A 19,009-nucleotide genomic window follows, 5' to 3' on the forward strand; every position below is an offset into this window, starting at 1 on the left:
AGGACCTTCGGATGAACCCCGTCTTGCTCGGAGTCACGGAGACGTCGCTCCCGCCCGACAACTGCATGATCATCGTCGTCGGCGTCCGTTATGACGAGATGATCAAAGTCGACTTCAGAAACCGGCGCATGTGTTACGGCGGGCTCGACATGCTCTATCTGATGAGCGAGACGGAGTTCCTCCACGACAGCCATGTCCGGCTGGAGGCGTGGACGTCCGAACCCCCTCCCACAAAGGGATGGGAGGAGGAAGAGCACACCCGCATCCGCCTGACCGAGGGCCGCATGTACGTCTCGGGAATGATGGAGTTCGCGGCCAGTCCCGAGATCCCGACCGGCGCTCCGGGGCACTACCACGTGCAGGTTTACGCCTCGGGCAGGCACGAGGCGCGCCGGCTGGCATTCGACCCGGAAGTAGAGGAGATCCCCCCGGATGTCGAGCGGTTCCTGGTCCGGGTGTGGCCCGAATGATCAGGAATTCTGGTTTCGCAGCGTTTCCAGGGCCTTCTCGATCCGCCGGACGCGGGTCTCGGGCTTCTTCGCGCTTTCGATGGCGAGCACGTGTTCACGCCGGCGGCCGGGGGCCAGGCGGTCGTAGGCGGCTCGGGCGATCGGGTCGGAGTCCAGGGCACCGGCGAAGTCCTCGGGCGCTACCACGACAGGTGGATCGGCATCGAACTCCACCTCTACCTCGACCTCGTCACCGGTCACGACACCGGCGGCCTGCCGGTTGGCGTTGCTGAGGCCGAGCAGGTAGCGACCGCGCATGATGGCGACCCGGCTCTTCCACGTGTGGCCGTTGACGGTGATGATCACCCTGGGGCGCTTGCCTTCACCGAGCGCCTCCACGACCTCTTCGGGAACTTCCAGCCCCCTCATCGGCTCCACGGGCTCGACGTGGGCTCGGAACTTCATGATCTGCTCCTGTTGTCGTGTATCGCCTTCGGATCAGCCCGATCGACCCCGAGCCCGGTCTCGGTTCGGTGAATCGCAGCATATTGCCTGATGGGTCAAGGAATGCACAGTCCCGGGCGCCGTCGGGCTGGTCGATCGGTTCTTGCATCACCTCGGCGCCCGCGGCCTCGATGTGCTCGAAGGTGGCGTCGCAGTCGTCGGTCACGAAGGTGAGGCAGCTCAGCAGTCGCGAGGTCATGAGGTCCTGCGCACCCAGGTCCGTGCCGAGGAGGAGTCGCAGGTCGGGTTGCGTGGGCGGGCTGACGCTCACCCACCTCGTTCCCTGGAGTACGACGCCGTCGCCCACCTCGAAGCCGAGCACGTCCCGGTAGAAGCCGAGCGCCTCGTCGACGTCGTGGACGGCCAGGGCGCACGAGGCGAGCTGGAGAGCCGGGCCGGTCACCGCCGCTCCCTGTCACTGGTGGTGAGCGCGATGATGTCGAGGTCGCGCAGCCGTTCCGGATCGGTGTCGATGGCGATGCGGGTGATCTTCCCGTCGCTGATGGTGAACGCGAAGACGGCCTTCGGCCGGCCGAGATGGAACCAGGCGGCCGCCGCGACGCCGTCCACCAGAGCGAGCCGGGCGGCCTCGGCCCGTCCGGCGAAGAAGGCCGCCACCTCCTGGTTGCCGTGCATCTCGCCGACCACGACCTCCGGATCGAGCAGTTCCAGCAGCGCGGCGAAGTCGCCGTTGCGGGAGGCCGCGAGGAAGGCGGCGACGATCTCCCGCTTCGGCGATCGCGCGGCGTCGGAGGCGTCGGCCGCACCTTGCAGCCGGCGCCGGGCGCGGCTGGCGAGTTGCCGGGCCGCCGCCGGGGAACGGTCGATGATCCCGCCGATCTCACCGAACGACACCGCGAAGACGTCATGCAGGACGAACGCGAGCCGCTCGGCCGGAGTCAGCGTGTCCAGCACCACCATCAGCGCGACACCGACGGAGTCGGCCAGCAGCGCCTCCTCCTCCGGGCCGGCCTGGCCACTCCGGTGGGTGCCCGGGTCCGGAGGGACCGGTTCCGGCGGGAGCGCCCCGGCCGACTCCTCGCGCCGGTTGCGGCGTGCCTCAAGCATGTTCAGGCAGACGCGGGCGACGATCGTGGTCAGCCAGGCGGCCGGGTTCTCCAGCTCGCCGGTGTCGGAGCGACTGACCCGCAGCCAGGTCTCCTGCACCGCGTCCTCGGCCTCGCCGGATGAGCCGAGCATCCGGTAGGCCAGCGCGTGCAAGCGGTCCTGGTGCTCGGTGAATCGCTCACTCAGCCAATTCTGCTCGGCCATCTGTCACATTCCTCCGTTTCGCCGGTCATACCTATTGACCGGCGAACCCACACCGATGTGACGCCCCCGGGTGTCCGGCCTCAGTGGTTCACCTCTAGTACACACGGAGAAAAGACATGAAAGCGCACGTCAGCTCGATTCTGCTCGGCGTCAGGGACATGGACGCGGCCAAGCGGTTCTACACCGAGGGGCTCGGCTGGAAGATCAAGGACGACTACGGCATCTCGGTGTTCTTCGAATCGGACGGTGCCTCGCCCGTCGGCTTCTACGGTCGCGACGGCCTGGCCGACCAGGTGGGCACGAGCCCGGAAGGCAGCGGCTTCACTGGGCTGGTGCTGACCTACGTCGTCCGTAGCGAGAAGCGGGTCGACGAGATCATCGCAGAGGCTCAAAAGGCCGGCGCCACGATCCTCAAGCCGGCCGGCGCCCTGCCGTGGGGCGGGTACGGCGGCGTCTTCGCCGACCCGGACGGCTACATCTGGAGCCTCGGCTACAGCGGCCACGGCACGGACCAGCCGTACGCGGAGTAGGGAGCGGTAAGGCCACTGCCGACCGGCACGGAGAAGTGAGCTCGGCGTCGGCACGGGGATCGTGTCGACGCCGACGGCATAGTGAAGGACCGAAGATGTGGGATGGCGTCAGCGAGGACCTGGACGACGTCGTGGGCCCGGAATGGGCCGCCGCCATCCGTGCTCGGCTCGCCGTCGAGAGCGATGCCCGCAGCCGCCTGCTGCGGCGATTCGGCAACGAGCACGAGCGGTGCCGGCCGGAGCGGACGTCGGCCCATGACCTCGTTCGGCACGTGCTCGGCGCGGCCCCGCCGCCCCAGCCGACCGCGGAGGACTGGATCGACGCGCTGCGCATGATCAAACGCTCCCACGCGGACCTGGACACGATGGAGTGCCAGGTCATCACCCAGGCACGGGCGGCCGGTCTCACCTGGCGGCAGGTCGCGGCGGCACTGGGCCTCGACAGCGCTCGGGCCGCCCAGCACCGCCTCACCCACCTTGGTGGCCGCGAATAGCGGTCTCCGGATGGGCGTCAGAGCATGAGCTGGTCGATGGTGATCGGCAGTGTGCGGATGCGGCGGCCCGTGGCGTGGTGGACGGCGTTCGCGATGGCCGCCGCCAGGCCGACGAGCCCGACCTCGCCGACGCCCTTGGTGCCGATCGGGGTGGCCGGGTCGGGCTCCCCGACGAAGATCACGTCGATGTCGGGGATGTCGGCGTTGACCGGGATGAGGTAGTCGCCGAAGGTGGCGTTGGCGATGCGGCCGGTCTCCCGGTCGGTGGCCGTGTCCTCGAACATGGCCTGGCTGATGCCGCCGACGGTGCCGCCGACGATCTGGCTGGTGGCCGTCTTCTCGTTGAGTACGCGCCCGCCGTCGATGGCCGAGACCACCCGGGCCACACGCAGCAACCCCAGGTCGGGGTCGACGCGCACCTCGACGAACTTGGCCCCGAACGCGCCCGCGACCGCCATCCCCAGGTCCTCCGACCGTGGCGGGATGCTCCTGCCGTCGGCGCTGAGTTCCTCCACGCCGTGCCGGGCCAGGATGTCGCTGTAGGCCTCACCCTGTTCGGGAATGCCGACGCGGTGGACGCGGCCCTGGTCAACGGTGACGTCGTCGAGCTTCATCCCGCGCAGCGGCGAGTTCGCGTCGTCGCGGACCAGGTCGAGGACGTCCCCGACGAGCCGCCGGCAGGCGAGGTGCACGGCGTTGCCCAGCGCCCCGGTGAGCCCGGACCCGCCCGCTTGCGGTGAGTACGGCATGTCGGAGTCGCCGAGGTCGAACCGCACCCGCGACACGTCCAGGCCGAGCGACTCGGCCGCGAGCTGGGTCATCACCGTGTACGTGCCGGTCCCGATGTCGGTGGCCGCGCTGCGCACGAACGCCGATCCGTCCCGGTGCAGCGAGGCGCGGGCCTGGCACGGCACCTGGTACGCGGGGTAGGAGACGGCGGCCATGCCGTACCCGATCAGCCAGCGGCCTTCGCGCATCGAGCCCGGCTGCGGCGTGCGGCGCGACCAGCCGAACCGCTCGGCGCCCAGCCGGTAGCACTCGCGGAGCGCGTTGCTCGACCAGGGCAGGCCGGACTCCGGGTCGGCTTGGGCGAAGTTGCGCAGCCGCAGCTCCAGCGGGTCCATGCCGAGGGCGTGGGCGAGCTCGTCGACGGCCGACTCCAGGCCGAAGTTGCCCTGGCCCTCGGCGGGAGCCCGCATCGAACCCGGGCAGGGAATGTTGAGCCGGACCTGCCGGTCCCGGGTGCGTACATGGGAGCAGCCGTACGCGGTGGCCGCGCAGAGCGAGACCGGCTCGTAGTCGTCGTCCTCCATCGCCACCGGCGAGACGCCGTCGGCGTCGATCGCCATCAGGCGGCCGTCCCGGGTGGCGCCGAGTTTGAAGCGCATGACACTGTGCGGACGGTGCCCCACCGAGGTGAACATCTCCGGCCGGGTGAGCACGAGCTTCACCGGCCGGCCCACCTCGCGAGCGGCCAGCACGGTCAGGATGACGTGCGGCCACATCCGCAGTCCGGCGCCGAAGCCGCCGCCGACGTACGGGGCCAGGACCCGGATACCGCTCTCCGGAACCTTGAAGATCTTCGCCAGCGACGTGCGTACATTGTGCGGCCACTGCGTGGAGTCGTGCACGGTGAGCGAGTCGCCGTGCCAGATCGCGACCGTGGACATCAGTCCGAGCGGGTTGTTGGTGTTGTCCGGCGTGGTGTACGTGCCTTCGACCACCACGTCGGCCGCGGCGAACCCGGCGGCCACGTCGCCGCGGTCGGTGTCCAGGTTCCACGGATTGGCGGTGACCTCCGCGCGTGGGTCGTCGAGGTCCAGCAGCGCCTTGACCGTCTCGTACTCGACCCGCACCAGCGAGGCGGCGTGCCTGGCCCGCTCCGGGCTGTCGGCCACCACGATGGCGACGTGCTGGCCATGGTGCAGGATGCGGTCGTCCTGAATCGGGGCGGGCGGGGACGGTCCCAGCAGCGTCATCGGCCCGCGGTCGAGCCGCGGCGCGGTGAGGTGCGTGATGACGGTCAGCACGCCCGGCGCGGCCTCGGCCGCCGAGGTGTCGATGGCGCGGATCCGTCCGGCGGCGACGGTCGCGCGCACCAGGGCCGCGTGCGCCAGGCCGGGGTAGGCGACGTCATTGGGGTAGTTCGCGCTGCCTGTCACCTTCAGCGCCGCGTCCACGCGGTCGATACCCGCGCCGATGATCGCGGTCATGCTCGTGCTCCTGCGATGGTTTCGAGCGTGCGTACGAGGGTGCGCTTGGCCAGGTCCACCTTGAACGCCGTGCCCGGCAGCGTCCTGGCGCCTTCGAGGGCGGCGTCCGCGGCGGCGCGGAAGGTCTCCCGGGTCGCGGGCGCGTCCCGCAGGACACGTTCCGCCTCCCATGAACGCCACGGCAGGGTGCCGACCCCGCCCAGCGCGACCCTGGCCGAGGTGATCAGGCCGTCCTGGATCACCAGGGCCGCGCCGGCCGAGGTGAGCGCGAACTCGTAGGAGACCCGGTCGCGGACCTTCAGGTAGTGCGACCTCGCCCCCTCGGGCAGCAGCGGCACCTCGACGGCGGTGATCAGCTCGCCGTGGCGAAGCACGTTCTCGATGTGCGGGGTGTCGCCGGGCGGCCGGTAGAACTCGGTCAGCGGGATGCCGCGCGGGCCGTCCACCCCTTGGACGTGCACCACGGAGTCCAGCGCGACCAGCGGAACCGCGACGTCGGAGGCGTGCAGGGCGATGCAGTGGTCGCTGGTGCCCAGAATGGCGTGCATCCGGGCGAACCCCGTGATCGCGGCGCACCCCGAGCCCGGGTCACGCTTGTTGCACGCCTCGACGGCCGGATCGCGGAAGTAGCGGCACCGGGCCCGCTGGAGGAGGTTGCCGCCGATCGTGGCCAGGTTCCGTAGTTGCGTGGAGGCTCCGAGCAGAAGCGCCTCTCTGATGAACGGCAAGCGCTCGATCACGACGGGATCGGCGGCCAGTTCCTCCATGGTGGTGGTCGCGCCGACGCGGATGGCCGAGCCGGTGGAGGTGACGCCGCTCAGCGGCAGCCGGGTGACGTCGACCAGCCGGGCGGGCCGCAGCACGCCGTCCTTCATCAGGTCGAGCTGGGTGGTGCCGCCCGCCAGATAGGAGGTGTCCGGGTCGGCGCTGACCAGCGCCACGGCCTGCCCGGCGTCCACGGCCCGCACGTACTCGAAGGGACGCATCGCTCAGCCCTCTTCCGCCACGTCGCGAATCGCCTTGCGGATGTTCGGATAGGCGCCGCAGCGGCACAGGTTGCCGCTCATGAACTCGCGGATCTCCTCCTCCGATCCGGCCCGGCCTTCGGCCAGCAGCGCCACGGCCGACATGATCTGCCCCGGCGTGCAGTAGCCGCACTGGAAGGCGTCGTGCCGGGCGAAGGCCGCCTGAACCGGGTGCGGCGTGCCTTCCTCGGAGAGCGCTTCGATGGTGGTGACCTCGCGCTCCTCGCACTGGGCGGCGAGCGTCAGGCACGCCACCACCCGCCTGCCGTCGAGAAGCACCGTGCACGCCCCGCAGGCGCCCTGGTCGCACCCCTTCTTCGCGCCGGTCAGGCCCAGGTGGTCACGCAAGGCGTCCAGCAGGGTGACCCGGGCATCGAGGCGCAGCGGGTGAGCGGAGCCGTTGACGTTGAGCGTGACCTCCACTGACTGCTCCTGAAGGCGTGTGCTTGCGGCCGTGTTCATCGCGCCTCGCTTCTGAGTTCTGGATCGGGGTCAGACCTCCCATCGAAATCGACAAAAGCCGCAAGTATCCACCAAGCGCTGTGCTGGGAGTGGAAAAGATCTCCGGCCGTGCGTCAACGCCCGCGCGGCACGTCTTTGCCCGGACAGCTCTCGAAGCCGTCGTACCGCGGCCGGTCGTCGGCGGTGAGGCGGTCGAAGATCCTTCCCGCGAGGCCGGCGACGGTCAGCGCGCAGGTCAGGACGCTCGCGCCGAGGAGGAGGCCGAGTGCTTGAGCGATCGCGGGCCACGCGAGGCAACCCTGGACCAACACCGCGGCGGTGATCGCGAACGCGAAGGCCTGGACGAGCCGACGCTTGACGATGCGGAGAAGTGGCCGGCGTCGACCCGGACGGGCGTCGGCGATGACGAAGTTCTCGATGAGCAACAGGTCGAGATCAGGTGCCGGGGGGCTCATAAGTCGCTTTGGCTCCTACATCAGGTAAGGCCTATCGCCTTACAAACTGTAGGGTAGATTGTATGGCATGCGGTCGTACCCTCATGGGCCGCATGAACATCCAGCACCGATCCAACGCAACACAGGAGGTTGCATGCACAACGCACACACCGGTAATCGCGATCCTGCCGACGCGGTGGGATTCGTCGAGACCCTGGGGGTCCTCGCGAGGGGGATGGCGGCAGCCTGCGGGGGCCTGCTCGTCATCTCGCTCGCGGGGCTCTCCTCCAACCCCGCCTCTCTCCAGATCTTGATGACCGTGCTCATGGGCCTTCTGCTCGTTCTCGTCATCACGACCGTGGAGGGGGGCTTCACGAATCACCGCGCAGGCAGGCGGGCACCCCGATTCGACTCGGGTCCGCTCTGCGACCGCAGGTAGAGGGGGACAGCTATGCCGCAGTCTCAGCCCAGAAAGGTGACGGTGAACCTCGACGCCGGCCTCCACAAGGACGCCACGGAGATGTTGGAGCCGCTCGGACACGACTCGATGTCGGCCCTGATCTCAACCGCGCTGGAGGAGTACATCGTCGCCCACTCCATGCGCCTTCACAGCCAGTGGAGGGAGGCCAACGGCCTCAACACCTCGGAGGCGCTCGCCACCGAGGAGTCGCTGATCACGGAGGTGGTCCATTCGTGATCAAAAACCCACCCATGCGACCAAGGTCGCCTAGTCAGGAAGGGGTCTGGCAATGTCGCAGATCCACTTTGGTGACGTCGTCGACATCAAGATGGCCGACGGCAGCACCATCAAGGGCCTCGTCGTGGGGTCCAACAACACGATCCGCGAGGGCCACAAGGTCCCCTGCGCCTACGTCGTGGAAGGCAACCCCAACGGCGCTGTCCCCCTCTTCACGGAGGTGATTCCCGGCGTGGGTGTCGCGTTGCTCGACACTCTTTTCACGCCCCTGCGCGACCGCCTGACGCGTGAGGGGCACAAGATCGACGAATCCAGGCACGAGGACGTGGGACGGCGGATCCGCTACCAGTTCGGCGGGTAGCGGCCATTTTCAGGACGGCGGGTGCGCCTAACACCCGCCGTCCCCATGTCTTCAAGATAGTTCAAAAGCTTTGTCACCGGCCGCCGATGAAGAACCGGGCGGGAATGAACAGCTCGTGCCCGCTGTCGAAAAGCACCCGCACCCCGGCGGTCGTCCACTCGGTCGTCTTCACACCAGCGGACGTTTCGATGTCCACCCGATGGCCGTAGGAAAGGCTGGGATCCCGGCCGACGACGATCTGGTGTGACTCCCCGAGCAGGGCACTCCGGCGAACCAGCGCCAGCACATGCTTGGAATCGTCGGTGTACGCCACCGTGGCCGGCTGATCGCCGCGATATACCACCTCGGACCTCGGCCACCGCGCCGCGACCGACAGCGCCACACCCAGCGCGATGCCGAGAACGACCAGCCCGAGGCCCTTGGCGATGGGTGTCATGTACGGCCTCCGCGATGGTCGACTACAGGGTTCGTCGCTCCCGCACGATAGATGGTTCGCCAGTGCCAGGGGGCCGGCGCCGGGCAGCACCGGCCCCCTGGGGACGGCCCGAGCCGGGCCGTTCCGGGCGTTCGCCGTCGAGGATCGGCGGTTGCCCCTGATCAGGTGGGCATCGTCCAGGACTGGTTGGCGCCCGAGTGGCAGGTCCAGATCTGCAGGCGGGTGCCGTCGGTGGAGCTGTTGCCCGTGACGTCGAGGCACTTGGCCGCGTACTGGTTGGTCAGGTGGCCGCCGGCCGGGTCATAGGTCCATTTCTGGCTGGCGCCGGAGTGACAGTCCCACAGGTGGGTGACGGTGCCGTCGGCGGTACTCGGGCCGTTGACGTCCAGGCACTTGCCCAGGGCGCGGAGGGTGCCGTCGGTGGCGCGGGTCCACGACTGGGCGGAGGTTCCGTCGCAGGTGTTGAGCTGGACGGGTGTGCCGTTGGCCGTGCCGCCGCCGGCGACGTCCACGCACTTGCCGGCCAGGCCCGTGATGGGGCCGGTGGGAGTGGGTGTGCTGACGTTGTTCTGCCAGGTGAAGGTGGCGGTGGTCCGGGCGGGCAGCGTGTAGACGAAGGACTGGCTGCTCCAGTTCACCCGGATGGACTGGGCGGACGTGCCGGCGTTGTGGGCGATCAGGGCTTTCGTCCCGTCGGTGTTGCGCCAGGCGATGTTCTGGACGGCGCCGTTGTTGGAGTCGATGCGGACGGCGCCGGGCCGTACGAACTTGGTCAGATGTCCGGTCGTGTAGTACTCGATCGTGTTGTCGACCTGGCCCGCGCGGGGGCCGCCCTCCTGCACGGTGATCAGGCCGGTGCAGGTGCCGCAGCCGCCGTTGTGCGGGCCCATGAACTGGTTGAGCGCCAGGCTCCACTTGACGATCGAGCTGGACCAGTTGCGCCCGTGTTCGATGATGTCGCCCAGGTCCTCGTTGTGCTGGTTCGAGACCCAGGTGCCGCCGGAGTGCTCGGTGCTGAACTGCCTGACCGACGGATAGGTGTTGTGCACGCTCGTGCCGGTCGACGGGCTGCCGAAGTAGTCGTGCCAGGCGATGCCGCCGAACAGCGGGTCGTTGCGCACCCCCGCGTCGGCGAGGATTCCGGAGCCGAAGCTCGCGTAGTCGCCGTAGTTCCAGTCGTGGACGAGCACCTTCGTGGTGATGCCGGCCGCCCGGAACGCCGGATAGAGATGGTTCTTCGTGAACTCGACGAGCCCGGACGGCGTCCAGTCCATGCCCGGGTAGTTCATGGCCGTCGGATTGGACGCCTGACAGCAGTGCGGCTCGTTCTGCACCGAGACGTAATTCATCGGCACGCCCGCCGCCTGGTACGCCTGGACGTACTTGACCAGGTACTGGGCGTACATCGGGTAGTACTCCCACTTGAGCCAGCCCATGTGGTCCATCCGGCCGTTGTCCTTCATCCAGCCGGGGGCGCTCCAGGGGACGCCTTTGACGCGCAACGCCGGGTTGAGCTGCCTGGCCTGCTGGGTGAGCAGGCGGACGTTCGTGTCGTATCCGTTGGTGTTGAAGTCGTTGAGGTCGCAGCACGTGTCGTCGAGGGAGACCATGCCGGGCCTGGACAGGTCGGAGGCGCCGATCGGGTTGCGGACGAACGACAGGCCGATGCCGTTCGCCGGGCTGAACAGCCTGCTCATCACGGCGTCGCGGGTGGCGGCGCTGATCGGTCCGCCGCGCAGCAGGTAGGCGGTGGTGTCCGTGATCGACGCACCGCCGCCCTCGAAGGTCTGATAGGTGACCCCTTCGTTGACGTTGATCGTCTGGTTCGCGGTTCCGCCGGGCGGGCCGAAGTTGACGGACGCCTGCTGCTGAAGTCCTCGGGTGACGGTACGGCCGCCGCCGTCCGAGGTCGTCGTGAGGTACACGGAGACGGTTTCGCCCGCTGCTTGGGCGGCGGTGGCGGTGACGGACGTGGCGGTGACGATCGCAGCGACGACAAGGAGGCGTAAAGCGGGGCGGGGCATGGACGGGACTCCCTTGCTCGGACACGGTCTCGCCCGCCGGGGGCGTGAAGCCACCGGCGCGGGGGGTGGGCGGCCAGACCCCGCCACGCCCTGGGTGGACGTGAACGGTCCTCGAAGGTCATGCGCAAACCGAGCGAAACACTGCCGCCATACTCGTGTCAATCGGCACAGTCGGCTTTTCTCAATACTTAAGAAAAGGATTGGCCGAACTCCGCCCACGCACCGATTGACATGACCGGCCCGGGCGTGGTTCGTTCACGGTGCCGTCGTCGTGGGCCGGGCAGCCCGGGGCGCCGGGTCATCCTCGGCTGATGTCCGGCTGGACCGGGCATCCGGACCATTTCGAGGCCCGTCAGCCCCTGGCGTGACGGGGGTCTGTGCGCCGCACCACGCCGCGTTCCTCGCCTGACCGCCGAACGCGGGCCCCGGCCAAGGGAGATCCGTGATGCGCCTTCTCGGCAGAGCCCCGAAGACCCGCCTGTTCGTGGCCGCTGCTGTCGTCGCCGCCGCCGTACTGACGAACGCGTCGGTCGCGACGGCCGACCACCTGCCGTACCACGATCCGGCGCTGTCCGTCGCGGACCGCGTGGACGATCTGCTCGCCCGGATGACGCTGGATGAGAAGATCGGCCAGATGACCCAGGCGGAACGGGCCGCGGTCAGCAACGCCGACATCACGAGCAATAGTCTCGGCTCGCTGCTATCCGGCGGAGGGTCGGCGCCGTCGCCCAACAACGCGACGTCCTGGGCGAACATGTACGACGGGTACCAGAACGCCGCACTGGCCAACCGGCTGGGCATTCCGCTGATCTACGGCGCCGACGCCGTCCACGGCCACAACAACGTGGCCGGCGCGACGATCTTCCCGCACAACATCGGTCTCGGCGCCGCCCGCAACCCCTCCCTGATCGGGCAGATCGCCCAGGCCACCGCGCGAGAGGTCGCCGGAACCGGCGTCGACTGGGACTTCGCGCCCTGCCTGTGCGTCGCGCGCAACGACCGCTGGGGACGCACCTACGAGTCGTTCGGCGAGAAACCCGAGATCGCCACGTCGTACGCGGCGCCGTACACCACCGGTCTGCAGGGCGCCACGCTGGGCACGCCGGCGTCGGTGCTCGCGACCGCCAAGCACTACATCGGCGACGGCGGCACCACCAACGGCACCGACCAGGGCAACACCCAGGTGTCGGAGGCCGACCTGCGGGCGATCCACCTGCCTCCGTTCGTCGAGTCGATACGCGCCGGCGTCGGCTCGGTCATGATCACTTACAGCAGCTGGAACGGCGTCAAATCCCACGGCCACCAATACCTGATCACGACCCTGCTCAAGGGCGAGCTCGGCTTCACCGGCTTGGTCGTCTCCGACTGGAACGGCATCGACCAGATCGACGGAGCCACGGGCTTCACAGCCGCAGAGGTACGGCAGGCGGTCAACGCCGGCATCGACATGGTGATGGTGCCGCACGAGTGGCGTGCCTTCATCTCGATGCTCCGCGCCGAGGTGCAGGCGGGACGTGTCCCCATGAGTCGTATCGACGACGCCAACCGCCGCATTCTGACCAAGAAGGTCGAACTCGGCTTGTTCGAACGGCCGCTGACGGACCGGTCCCTGACTCCGACGGTCGGCAGCGCGGCACACCGCACGCTCGCCCGGCAGGCGGTACGCGAATCACAGGTGTTGCTCAAGAACGCGGGCAACATCCTGCCGCTGGCGAAGAACAACAACCGCATCTTCGTGGCGGGCAAGAACGCCGACAACATCGGGCACCAGAGCGGCGGCTGGACGATCTCCTGGCAGGGCGGCAGCGGGGCGACCACCCCGGGCACGACGATCCTGCAGGGCATCCGCAACGCCGTCGGGGCCTCGACGACCGTCACCTACAACGCCACCGGCTCCGGCATCAACAACACCTACCAGGCGGCCATCGCCGTGGTGGGGGAGACGCCGTACGCCGAAGGCGCGGGCGACCGGCCGTCCGGCATGGGGCTGGACGCCGCCGACCTGCAGGTCGTCTCGACGCTGCGGGCCGCGGGAGTGCCGGTGATCGTCGTCCTCATCTCCGGCCGTCCGCTCGACATCGCGACGCAGCTGCCCAACTGGAACGCGCTCCTGGCGGCCTGGCTACCGGGTACCGAAGGCGCCGGCGTCGCCGACGTGCTCTTCGGCGACCACAACCCCACCGGCAAGCTGCCGTCGACCTGGATGCAGAACGCCGGCCAGCAACCGATCAACGACGGCGACGGCAAGCCCGCGCTGTTCCCGTACGGCTTCGGCCTGGCGTACGGCGGCACGGTCGAGCGCGACCCCTACCAGGTGGTGCAGGCCGAGTCCTACGCCTCGCAGTCCGGTACCCAGCTTGAGACGACCACCGACACCGGCGGCGGCCAGAACGTCGGCTTCATCGCCCCCGGTGACTGGCTGGCTTATCCCGGCATGCAGTTCGGCGCCACCTCACCGGCGTCGATCACCGCCCGGATCGCCTCGGGAGCGTCCACATCCGGAACCGTCCAGTTCCGCACCGGAAGCACCACGGGCCCGGTCTTCGCCAGCGTGCCCGTCACCTCCACCGGAGGCTGGCAGACCTGGACCAGCGTCACCGCGAACGTGACCGGCTCGGTGACCGGGCTGCAGAACGTCTACGTGACGTTCACCAGCTCTGGCGCCGGCGATCTGGTCAACGTCAACTGGTGGCAGGCCAACCGCTCCGGCGGCGGAAGCGCGTACCAGACACGGCAGGCCGAGTCCTACGCCTCGCAGTCCGGCACCCAGCTCGAGACGACCACCGACACCGGCGGCGGCCAGAACGTCGGCTGGATCACCACCGGCGACTGGCTCGCCTACACCAACGTCGACTTCGGCACCCCGGCCGCGGTCTCGGTGACCTCCCGCGTCGCCTCGGGCGCGAGCACGGGCGGCACCATCCAGTACCGCCTCGGAAGCACCACGGGCCCGGTCATCGCCAGCGTGCCCATCTCGCCTACAGGAGGCTGGCAGACCTGGACGAGCATCACGACGAACCTGACCGGCTCCGCCCCCGGCGTGCAAACCGTCTACCTGACCTTCACCGCGTCCGGCGCCGGAGACTTCCTCAACCTCAACTGGTTCCGGTTCAACCGCTGACCTTTGGGGAGCTCACGGCCACATGAGGCTCGCAGGGCGCTGTCGTGGGCGCAGCGTCGACTCCACGGTGCGGCTCAGCAGGAACTGCCGAGCACCCGCCCGTCGAGCATCGAGGCCATCCGGCAGGAGAAGGTCTGCGGTGGGGACATCACTCCGGACAGCAGGGTGATGGTGGCGGGCCCGTATCCCGACGGGCCGGTGCATCCGCTCGCCATGATGTTCATGGTGCTGGCCAGCGGGTTGAAGTAGTAGATGCCCGAGTCGCACACGTAGGCCCGATCGGCGGGCGGCGGTGTGGGTGCTCCCGCCGAGATCGTGGCGACGGCGATGGCCGCGATCAGCGTCTTCATGGCGACGCCTCCGGCCGGCAACCGTCGGCTCCGAGGAAGCCGTTCCAGGAGAAGGCGGTTTGGCAGCGGTAGGTGCCCGCGTCCTGGCCGAACCGGAGCACGACGATGACGTCGGCACCACCCCAGCCGTCGCAGGGGTTGGCCGAGATGTGCCCCTGGGTGACCCTGCCGCTGAAGCAGGTGTGGGTGCCCACGGCGTGGGCGGTTCCGGCGAAGAGCGGCGAGGCGGCGAGGGCCGCCGCGGCCAGGGCGGCGACGGCGGCGCGCCGGATGAGTGGCACGATGTTCCCTCCTGGGCGTGCTGCGGTTTTCGTCCCACGCTAGGAAGACCGCCCCACGCCGCCCAGAGGCAGACGTCACCGGTTGGCATGGATATTTCCCCGCCAACCTGTCATGTCATCACATCTCATGAATTCGCCCGGTCGTCACCGGCATGATCGGCGAATACCATCACGCCGCATGACCGCAGCTCAGCCCACGAGACTCACACCGTGAAAGGCAGCGATGAACCAAGGCACCCGCGGCGAGCTCATCAGCGGGCTGGCCGAGGCGATCAGGTCCGTCACGACCGCGCACCCATCGCGGGTCGCCATCGACGGGCCGCCCGCCGCAGGCAAGACCACGCTGGCCGACGAACTCGCCGTCGTCCTGCGCGCGCGGGAGCGCGACGTCATCCGCGCGACCATCGACGACTTCCTCGTCCCCCGTGCACAGCGCTACCGACGCGGGAAGTACTCGGCCGAAGGCTGCTACTTCGACGCCCACGACCACCCCGCGCTGTGCCGGGTCCTGCTCGATCCGCTGGGGCCGGGCGGAGACCGGAGGTTCCGGCACACGGTCTACGACGCGGACACCGACACCCCGCCGGCCACGACCGCCCCCGAAGACGCCGTGCTGCTCTTCGACGGCGTCTTCCTCCTGCGCCCGGAACTCATCGACCGGTGGGACCTGAGCATCTTCGTGTCCGTCCCGTTCGAGCAGACGGTAGATCGCGCCCGGGACCGAAACGCGGCGCTGGCCGGATCCAGCGCCGACACCGCCGACATCGAACGGTCCTGGCGCGACCGCTACATCCCCGCGCAGCAGCTCTACTTCGCCACAGCCCGCCCAGCCGACCACGCCGACGTCATCGTGTACAACGACCAGCTCCAACGGCCGGCCTGGGAAGTCCGGCCACCCTCATCTGACACTCGCTCGGACCGCAGCGGGTCCAACCGGGGCACTAGTTGAAACAGTCCTGCTTGTTGAGCGCGATGCCGTACTCGGTGACCTTGCCGCGCGTGACGCCGAAGGAGTAGTAGGCCTTCTTGTTGCCGGGGACCGTGGTCACGTAAAAGCCGTGGGCGTCCTTCTTGACGCGCGGGTAGGCGGCTTTCACCTGCTTGGCCGTGGAGCCGATCTTGATGCCTTCGGGGGTTTTCATGCCCTTAGCGGCGAAGATGGCGGCCAGTCCCACCTTCGGGGAAATGTAGATGCCGACCGAGTCCTTGGGGGTCGGGAAACTCTTCAGGTCCCAGCCGGAGCAGCCGCTGCCGCCCGGCATCTTCTTGACGACGGCACCCGTGGCTTTGGCCTGCTTGACGGTCAGGCCGAGCTTGACGGCGCCATAACCATAGGGGCCCAGGGTCGGCTTCGTCTGGGCGGCCGCCGCGGTGGCGCCGGAGACCAGCAGCGAACCGGCAAGGAGCGAGGTTCCGATCATCATCTTCATCATGTTCTGCTTTGACTGCGGAACACCGGTAAAGGTTCTGACATCCTCGATCCGAGATCCACATCGGCCTGACCCAGCACCAACTGCGTCTGACTCACGAGGTCGTCCACGCTGGTCAGACGTCAGTGGCGGGTACGTTCCCACGGGGCCTGGGCCCAGGTGGTGGAAAGAGCCCCACCATGCGAGAGGTCACTCGGTGGGGCACGTCACAAAGCCGGTCTGTCACATGGTTCATGCCGTCGGCGTCTCTTGGTCGTCAGGGGGCCGAGCGCCTCCTCCGAACGAAGGAGCCGAGCGTGCCCGAACTGCGCCAACGCCTGTCCGAACTCCAAGCGTCCGCCACCACGGCCGACCGCGTCCGCGCCGCGCTGCACGAATGCCTGCCGGCCGGCGAGAGCTCGATCAACGCCGTCGCCGGCCAGCTCATGCTCAGCCCGCGCACGCTCCAGCGGCAACTACAGGCGGAGAACACCAGCTACCAGGCCGTCCTCAGCGACACCAGGGAAAATCTCGCCGCGGCTACCTGACCGACCGGTCCCTGACCACCTCCCAGGTCGCCTACCTCCTCGCCTACGACGACACCAACTCCTTCTACCGCGCCTTCCGCCGCTGGACCGGCCTCACCCCGAAGCCGTCCGCCTCGCCCACGCATGATCACCCATACCGCGTTGATGCCACCCGTGTTTCCATGCGCGACTTCGGTGGCCGGGGGAACAAAAGATTTATGAAGCCGAGTCGCTTGCCGCGCAAGCCGTACGAGAAAGAGCTCTTCAGGTTGCAGGGAGAGCTCGTGAAGCTGCAGGAATGGGTGCGCGTGTCAGGGCAGCGCGTGGTGGTGATCTTCGAGGGGCGTGACGCGGCGGGCAAGGGAAGCACGATCAAGCGGGTCGCCGAATACCTGAACCCGCGGGTCGCCAGGATCGTCGCGCTGCCGGCGCCGACCGAGCGTGAGCGGTCGCAGTGGTATTTCCAGCGGTACGTGGATCATCTGCCCGCCAAGGGGGAGATCGTGTTGTTCGACCGGAGCTGGTACAACCGGGCGGGCGTCGAGCGCGTGATGGGGTTCTGCACCCACGAGGAATACACGCGTTTCCTGCACCAGTGCCCGATCTTCGAGCGGTTGCTGGTGGAGGACGGGATCATGCTGCGCAAGTACTGGTTCTCGGTGAGCGACGAGGAGCAGGAGCGGCGGTTCCGCTCGCGGCTGGAGGACCCGATGCGGCGATGGAAGCTGTCGCCGATGGACCTGGAGTCGATCGTGCGCTGGGAGGACTACTCGCGGGCCAAGGACGAGATGCTGGTGCACACCGACATCCCCGAGGCGCCCTGGTACGACGTGGAGAGCCAGGACAAACGGCGGGCCAGGATCAACATGATCGCGCACCTGCTGTCCACGATCCCCTACGAGAAGGTACGGCGAGCCAAGCTCAAGATCCCGCAACGGCCCGCCCCGACCGGCTACCAGCGCCCACCCCGGAGATCGGAGACCACCGTGCCCGACGTGTCCACGATCCTGGGCTAGACGCACCGATCATGGAGCCAGGCACGGGGGACCGAGTCTGAGTGGTCTACCGGCCGGTGGCGAGCGCGCTGGTCTCCGCCGCGCGCTCGTCCGAAGGCCGGAGCTTTCCCCCGTAGAGCACGGCCAGGCAGAGCGCCCAGAGGCTCCAGGCGAGGTAGCCGACGAAGTTGGCCAGGTCGGCGCCGGCCAGACCGAGGGGGACCAGTACCCCGGCCGCGATCGCCGCCGCGGAGGCGACGCCCAGCACGGCGAACCAGCGCGGGACTCGGGGCAGGGCGGCCAGGACCAGCACGGTCCAGGCGGAGGTGAGCAGGTAGCCCAGGGTTTCGCCGATGCCGGTGCCCAGGTAGCCGTGCAGCGCGGTGAAGACGGTCTGCGCGCTCTGCGGATCGGGCGCGTGTGCCAGTGCGGGCACGGCGAACGGCCAGCGCAGCAGCCCCAGCATCTGGACGAGGCCGGCCAGCACCCCGACGTGGACGGACAGCGTGGCCGCGGGCCCGGGAGGCAGGCGGCGGCCGAGCAGGACGGCGGCCGGGACGAGCGCCGCCGCCGCCAGGGCGAGCACCAGGAACCAGGCGGAGATCGCGGCCTGGCCGGCGGTGAAGGCAGCCAGGATCGCGGCGGGCGGCTCGTCGAGCACGCCCGGGTAGTCGAAGGTGATGGCGAGCCCGACAAACGCCAGGTTGGCGGCGAGCACGCTGACGATCATGGTCCATCTCATGAGAGCCCCTAACTCTGAACGATGTTTAGCATTAAACACCGTTTAGAGTTGTCTTGTGAAGACCGGACCGCGACGATCTGTGAACCCCGAGGCCATGCTGGACGCTGCCCTGGACCTCCTCGACACGGGAGGCCTGACCATGCGGGCACTCGCCTCCCGGCTCGGCCTGACCCCCGGCGCCCTGTACACCTACTTCCCCGACCGCGCCGCGATCGTGAGCGCGCTGGCCGACCGGCTCCTCGGCCAGGCCGACCTCACCCTGCTGCAGAACGGCCCGGGCACCCCGGACGAGCGCATCATCGCCTTCTCCCTGAACCTGCGCGAGGTCCTGATGCGCCACCCCGCGGCGATGCCCGCGATCCTGGGCGCCGCCTTCACCGGGCCGGTGGCGTTGCGGGTCGGCGAGAGCCTGTACGAAGCCCTGCCGGACCCCCGCGCCGCTTACACCGTCATGGTGTACGTGCTGGGCGCGATCGCGCTGGAGGCGGCCGAGGCCGGAAGCACTCCCGAGCCGGAGGCCGAGCGCATCGCCGCCCGCCGGGCCGCGTTCACCGTCGACCCCGAGGCGTTCCCGCACACCCATGCCGCGGCCGACACCATCGCCGCCTACATCTCGACCGAGCAGTTCCGCTGGGGCCTGGAGCGAGTCCTGTCGGCGCTCTAAGACTGCTTGAGGACGACCC

24 protein-coding genes are annotated in these 19,009 nt (G+C 68.8%); 11 read left to right on the forward strand and 13 right to left on the reverse strand.

Features of this window, described 5'->3' with window-relative positions:
* Window positions 1-11 precede the first annotated feature (11 nt).
* Window positions 12-470 carry a hypothetical protein gene (locus HNR40_RS46925; RefSeq protein WP_184973574.1) on the forward strand — a complete coding sequence of 153 codons (459 nt, stop codon included), beginning with the start codon at window positions 12-14 and terminating at the stop codon, window positions 468-470.
* Here HNR40_RS46925 and HNR40_RS46930 read toward each other — a convergent pair whose 3' ends face one another.
* From HNR40_RS46930 to HNR40_RS46940, 3 genes are read right to left on the reverse strand one after another with little or no spacing between them, the layout of a single operon-like run.
* The gene (locus HNR40_RS46930; protein ID WP_184973576.1) at window positions 471-914 is read right to left on the reverse strand and encodes a YdeI/OmpD-associated family protein; all 444 of its coding nucleotides are present in this window, start codon (window positions 912-914) and stop codon (window positions 471-473) included.
* Window positions 832-1,356 (reverse strand): VOC family protein, encoded by a 525-nt coding sequence (locus HNR40_RS46935; protein WP_184973577.1) that lies wholly within the window; start codon window positions 1,354-1,356, stop codon window positions 832-834. The genes HNR40_RS46930 and HNR40_RS46935 overlap by 83 nt, the downstream gene beginning before the upstream one ends.
* Window positions 1,353-2,225: a sigma-70 family RNA polymerase sigma factor gene (locus HNR40_RS46940; protein WP_184973579.1), complete on the reverse strand. Its 873-nt coding sequence runs from the start codon at window positions 2,223-2,225 to the stop codon at window positions 1,353-1,355. The genes HNR40_RS46935 and HNR40_RS46940 overlap by 4 nt, the downstream gene beginning before the upstream one ends.
* A gap of 116 nt (window positions 2,226-2,341) precedes the next feature.
* Between HNR40_RS46940 and HNR40_RS46945 the strand changes: the two genes are divergently transcribed.
* Both HNR40_RS46945 and HNR40_RS46950 read left to right on the forward strand, forming a co-directional pair.
* Window positions 2,342-2,755 (forward strand): VOC family protein, encoded by a 414-nt coding sequence (locus HNR40_RS46945; RefSeq protein WP_184973581.1) that lies wholly within the window; start codon window positions 2,342-2,344, stop codon window positions 2,753-2,755.
* Between the two features lie 95 nt (window positions 2,756-2,850).
* Window positions 2,851-3,249, forward strand: a complete 399-nt coding sequence (locus HNR40_RS46950; protein ID WP_184973583.1) for a hypothetical protein — start codon at window positions 2,851-2,853, stop codon at window positions 3,247-3,249.
* Window positions 3,250-3,266: 17 nt separating this feature from the next.
* Here HNR40_RS46950 and HNR40_RS46955 read toward each other — a convergent pair whose 3' ends face one another.
* The 4 genes from HNR40_RS46955 to HNR40_RS46970 form a co-directional block, all read right to left on the reverse strand.
* Window positions 3,267-5,462, reverse strand: a complete 2,196-nt coding sequence (locus HNR40_RS46955) for a xanthine dehydrogenase family protein molybdopterin-binding subunit (RefSeq protein WP_184973586.1) — start codon at window positions 5,460-5,462, stop codon at window positions 3,267-3,269.
* Window positions 5,459-6,448 carry an FAD binding domain-containing protein gene (locus HNR40_RS46960; RefSeq protein ID WP_184973587.1) on the reverse strand — a complete coding sequence of 330 codons (990 nt, stop codon included), beginning with the start codon at window positions 6,446-6,448 and terminating at the stop codon, window positions 5,459-5,461. The genes HNR40_RS46955 and HNR40_RS46960 overlap by 4 nt, the downstream gene beginning before the upstream one ends.
* Window positions 6,449-6,451: 3 nt before the next feature.
* Complete coding sequence (locus HNR40_RS46965; protein ID WP_184973589.1) at window positions 6,452-6,949, reverse strand: (2Fe-2S)-binding protein; 498 nt, start codon at window positions 6,947-6,949, stop codon at window positions 6,452-6,454.
* Window positions 6,950-7,062: 113 nt separating this feature from the next.
* Window positions 7,063-7,374, reverse strand: coding sequence for a hypothetical protein (locus tag HNR40_RS46970; RefSeq protein WP_184973591.1), 312 nt, complete (start codon window positions 7,372-7,374; stop codon window positions 7,063-7,065).
* A gap of 163 nt (window positions 7,375-7,537) precedes the next feature.
* On the opposite strand from HNR40_RS46970, the gene HNR40_RS46975 reads away from it, so the two are divergent.
* The 3 genes from HNR40_RS46975 to HNR40_RS46985 are packed head-to-tail and all read left to right on the forward strand — an operon-like array spanning window position 7,538 to window position 8,441.
* Entirely contained in the window at window positions 7,538-7,822 is a 285-nt protein-coding gene (locus HNR40_RS46975; protein ID WP_184973593.1) for a hypothetical protein, read from the forward strand.
* A gap of 12 nt (window positions 7,823-7,834) precedes the next feature.
* Window positions 7,835-8,080, forward strand: coding sequence for a hypothetical protein (locus HNR40_RS46980; RefSeq protein WP_184973594.1), 246 nt, complete (start codon window positions 7,835-7,837; stop codon window positions 8,078-8,080).
* Between the two features lie 52 nt (window positions 8,081-8,132).
* A complete protein-coding gene (locus HNR40_RS46985) occupies window positions 8,133-8,441 on the forward strand; it encodes a hypothetical protein (RefSeq protein ID WP_184973596.1) in 309 nt (102 codons plus the stop codon).
* A gap of 73 nt (window positions 8,442-8,514) precedes the next feature.
* Here the strand turns inward: HNR40_RS46985 and HNR40_RS46990 are convergent, their stop codons facing one another.
* Together HNR40_RS46990 and HNR40_RS46995 are read right to left on the reverse strand one after the other, a co-directional pair.
* On the reverse strand, window positions 8,515-8,877 hold the full coding sequence (locus tag HNR40_RS46990) for a hypothetical protein (protein ID WP_184973598.1): 363 nt from the start codon (window positions 8,875-8,877) through the stop codon (window positions 8,515-8,517).
* 161 nt (window positions 8,878-9,038) lie between these two features.
* Entirely contained in the window at window positions 9,039-10,901 is a 1,863-nt protein-coding gene (locus HNR40_RS46995; protein ID WP_184973599.1) for a ricin-type beta-trefoil lectin domain protein, read from the reverse strand.
* Between the two features lie 445 nt (window positions 10,902-11,346).
* Here HNR40_RS46995 and HNR40_RS47000 point away from each other — a divergent pair, with 445 nt between their 5' ends.
* Entirely contained in the window at window positions 11,347-14,022 is a 2,676-nt protein-coding gene (locus tag HNR40_RS47000; protein ID WP_246510688.1) for a glycoside hydrolase family 3 N-terminal domain-containing protein, read from the forward strand.
* Window positions 14,023-14,096: 74 nt separating this feature from the next.
* Here HNR40_RS47000 and HNR40_RS47005 read toward each other — a convergent pair whose 3' ends face one another.
* Together HNR40_RS47005 and HNR40_RS47010 are read right to left on the reverse strand one after the other, a co-directional pair.
* Entirely contained in the window at window positions 14,097-14,372 is a 276-nt protein-coding gene (locus HNR40_RS47005; protein WP_184973603.1) for a hypothetical protein, read from the reverse strand.
* On the reverse strand, window positions 14,369-14,653 hold the full coding sequence (locus HNR40_RS47010; RefSeq protein ID WP_184973605.1) for a hypothetical protein: 285 nt from the start codon (window positions 14,651-14,653) through the stop codon (window positions 14,369-14,371). The genes HNR40_RS47005 and HNR40_RS47010 overlap by 4 nt, the downstream gene beginning before the upstream one ends.
* 223 nt (window positions 14,654-14,876) lie before the next feature.
* On the opposite strand from HNR40_RS47010, the gene HNR40_RS47015 reads away from it, so the two are divergent.
* A complete protein-coding gene (locus tag HNR40_RS47015) occupies window positions 14,877-15,602 on the forward strand; it encodes a cytidylate kinase family protein (protein WP_184973607.1) in 726 nt (241 codons plus the stop codon).
* On the opposite strand, the gene HNR40_RS47020 is transcribed toward HNR40_RS47015, so the two are convergent.
* Window positions 15,595-16,077, reverse strand: coding sequence for a hypothetical protein (locus HNR40_RS47020; RefSeq protein ID WP_246510660.1), 483 nt, complete (start codon window positions 16,075-16,077; stop codon window positions 15,595-15,597). The genes HNR40_RS47015 and HNR40_RS47020 overlap by 8 nt on opposite strands.
* A gap of 302 nt (window positions 16,078-16,379) precedes the next feature.
* Between HNR40_RS47020 and HNR40_RS47025 the strand changes: the two genes are divergently transcribed.
* Both HNR40_RS47025 and ppk2 read left to right on the forward strand, forming a co-directional pair.
* Window positions 16,380-16,610, forward strand: a complete 231-nt coding sequence (locus HNR40_RS47025; protein WP_184973609.1) for a hypothetical protein — start codon at window positions 16,380-16,382, stop codon at window positions 16,608-16,610.
* 197 nt (window positions 16,611-16,807) lie between these two features.
* A complete protein-coding gene (gene ppk2 / locus HNR40_RS47030) occupies window positions 16,808-17,605 on the forward strand; it encodes a polyphosphate kinase 2 (protein ID WP_184973611.1) in 798 nt (265 codons plus the stop codon).
* A gap of 46 nt (window positions 17,606-17,651) precedes the next feature.
* On the opposite strand, the gene HNR40_RS47035 is transcribed toward ppk2, so the two are convergent.
* On the reverse strand, window positions 17,652-18,326 hold the full coding sequence (locus tag HNR40_RS47035; protein WP_184973613.1) for a DUF4386 family protein: 675 nt from the start codon (window positions 18,324-18,326) through the stop codon (window positions 17,652-17,654).
* A gap of 55 nt (window positions 18,327-18,381) precedes the next feature.
* On the opposite strand from HNR40_RS47035, the gene HNR40_RS47040 reads away from it, so the two are divergent.
* On the forward strand, window positions 18,382-18,990 hold the full coding sequence (locus HNR40_RS47040; protein ID WP_221341677.1) for a TetR/AcrR family transcriptional regulator: 609 nt from the start codon (window positions 18,382-18,384) through the stop codon (window positions 18,988-18,990).
* Window positions 18,991-19,009 lie beyond the last annotated feature (19 nt).

Source organism: Nonomuraea endophytica, from assembly GCF_014203235.1.
Lineage (GTDB): Bacteria > Actinomycetota > Actinomycetes > Streptosporangiales > Streptosporangiaceae > Nonomuraea > Nonomuraea endophytica.

Coding starts and splice junctions, on each gene's coding strand:
- HNR40_RS46925 (WP_184973574.1), top strand. CDS start 12: ATGAACCCCGTCTTGCTCGGAGTCACGGAGACGTCGCTCCCGCCCGAC.
- HNR40_RS46930 (WP_184973576.1), bottom strand. CDS start 914: ATGAAGTTCCGAGCCCACGTCGAGCCCGTGGAGCCGATGAGGGGGCTG.
- HNR40_RS46940 (WP_184973579.1), bottom strand. CDS start 2,225: ATGGCCGAGCAGAATTGGCTGAGTGAGCGATTCACCGAGCACCAGGAC.
- HNR40_RS46945 (WP_184973581.1), top strand. CDS start 2,342: ATGAAAGCGCACGTCAGCTCGATTCTGCTCGGCGTCAGGGACATGGAC.
- HNR40_RS46950 (WP_184973583.1), top strand. CDS start 2,851: ATGTGGGATGGCGTCAGCGAGGACCTGGACGACGTCGTGGGCCCGGAA.
- HNR40_RS46955 (WP_184973586.1), bottom strand. CDS start 5,462: ATGACCGCGATCATCGGCGCGGGTATCGACCGCGTGGACGCGGCGCTG.
- HNR40_RS46960 (WP_184973587.1), bottom strand. CDS start 6,448: ATGCGTCCCTTCGAGTACGTGCGGGCCGTGGACGCCGGGCAGGCCGTG.
- HNR40_RS46965 (WP_184973589.1), bottom strand. CDS start 6,949: ATGAACACGGCCGCAAGCACACGCCTTCAGGAGCAGTCAGTGGAGGTC.
- HNR40_RS46975 (WP_184973593.1), top strand. CDS start 7,538: ATGCACAACGCACACACCGGTAATCGCGATCCTGCCGACGCGGTGGGA.
- HNR40_RS46980 (WP_184973594.1), top strand. CDS start 7,835: ATGCCGCAGTCTCAGCCCAGAAAGGTGACGGTGAACCTCGACGCCGGC.
- HNR40_RS46985 (WP_184973596.1), top strand. CDS start 8,133: ATGTCGCAGATCCACTTTGGTGACGTCGTCGACATCAAGATGGCCGAC.
- HNR40_RS46990 (WP_184973598.1), bottom strand. CDS start 8,877: ATGACACCCATCGCCAAGGGCCTCGGGCTGGTCGTTCTCGGCATCGCG.
- HNR40_RS46995 (WP_184973599.1), bottom strand. CDS start 10,901: ATGCCCCGCCCCGCTTTACGCCTCCTTGTCGTCGCTGCGATCGTCACC.
- HNR40_RS47000 (WP_246510688.1), top strand. CDS start 11,347: ATGCGCCTTCTCGGCAGAGCCCCGAAGACCCGCCTGTTCGTGGCCGCT.
- HNR40_RS47005 (WP_184973603.1), bottom strand. CDS start 14,372: ATGAAGACGCTGATCGCGGCCATCGCCGTCGCCACGATCTCGGCGGGA.
- HNR40_RS47015 (WP_184973607.1), top strand. CDS start 14,877: ATGAACCAAGGCACCCGCGGCGAGCTCATCAGCGGGCTGGCCGAGGCG.
- HNR40_RS47020 (WP_246510660.1), bottom strand. CDS start 16,077: ATGATGATCGGAACCTCGCTCCTTGCCGGTTCGCTGCTGGTCTCCGGC.
- ppk2 (WP_184973611.1), top strand. CDS start 16,808: ATGAAGCCGAGTCGCTTGCCGCGCAAGCCGTACGAGAAAGAGCTCTTC.
- HNR40_RS47035 (WP_184973613.1), bottom strand. CDS start 18,326: ATGAGATGGACCATGATCGTCAGCGTGCTCGCCGCCAACCTGGCGTTT.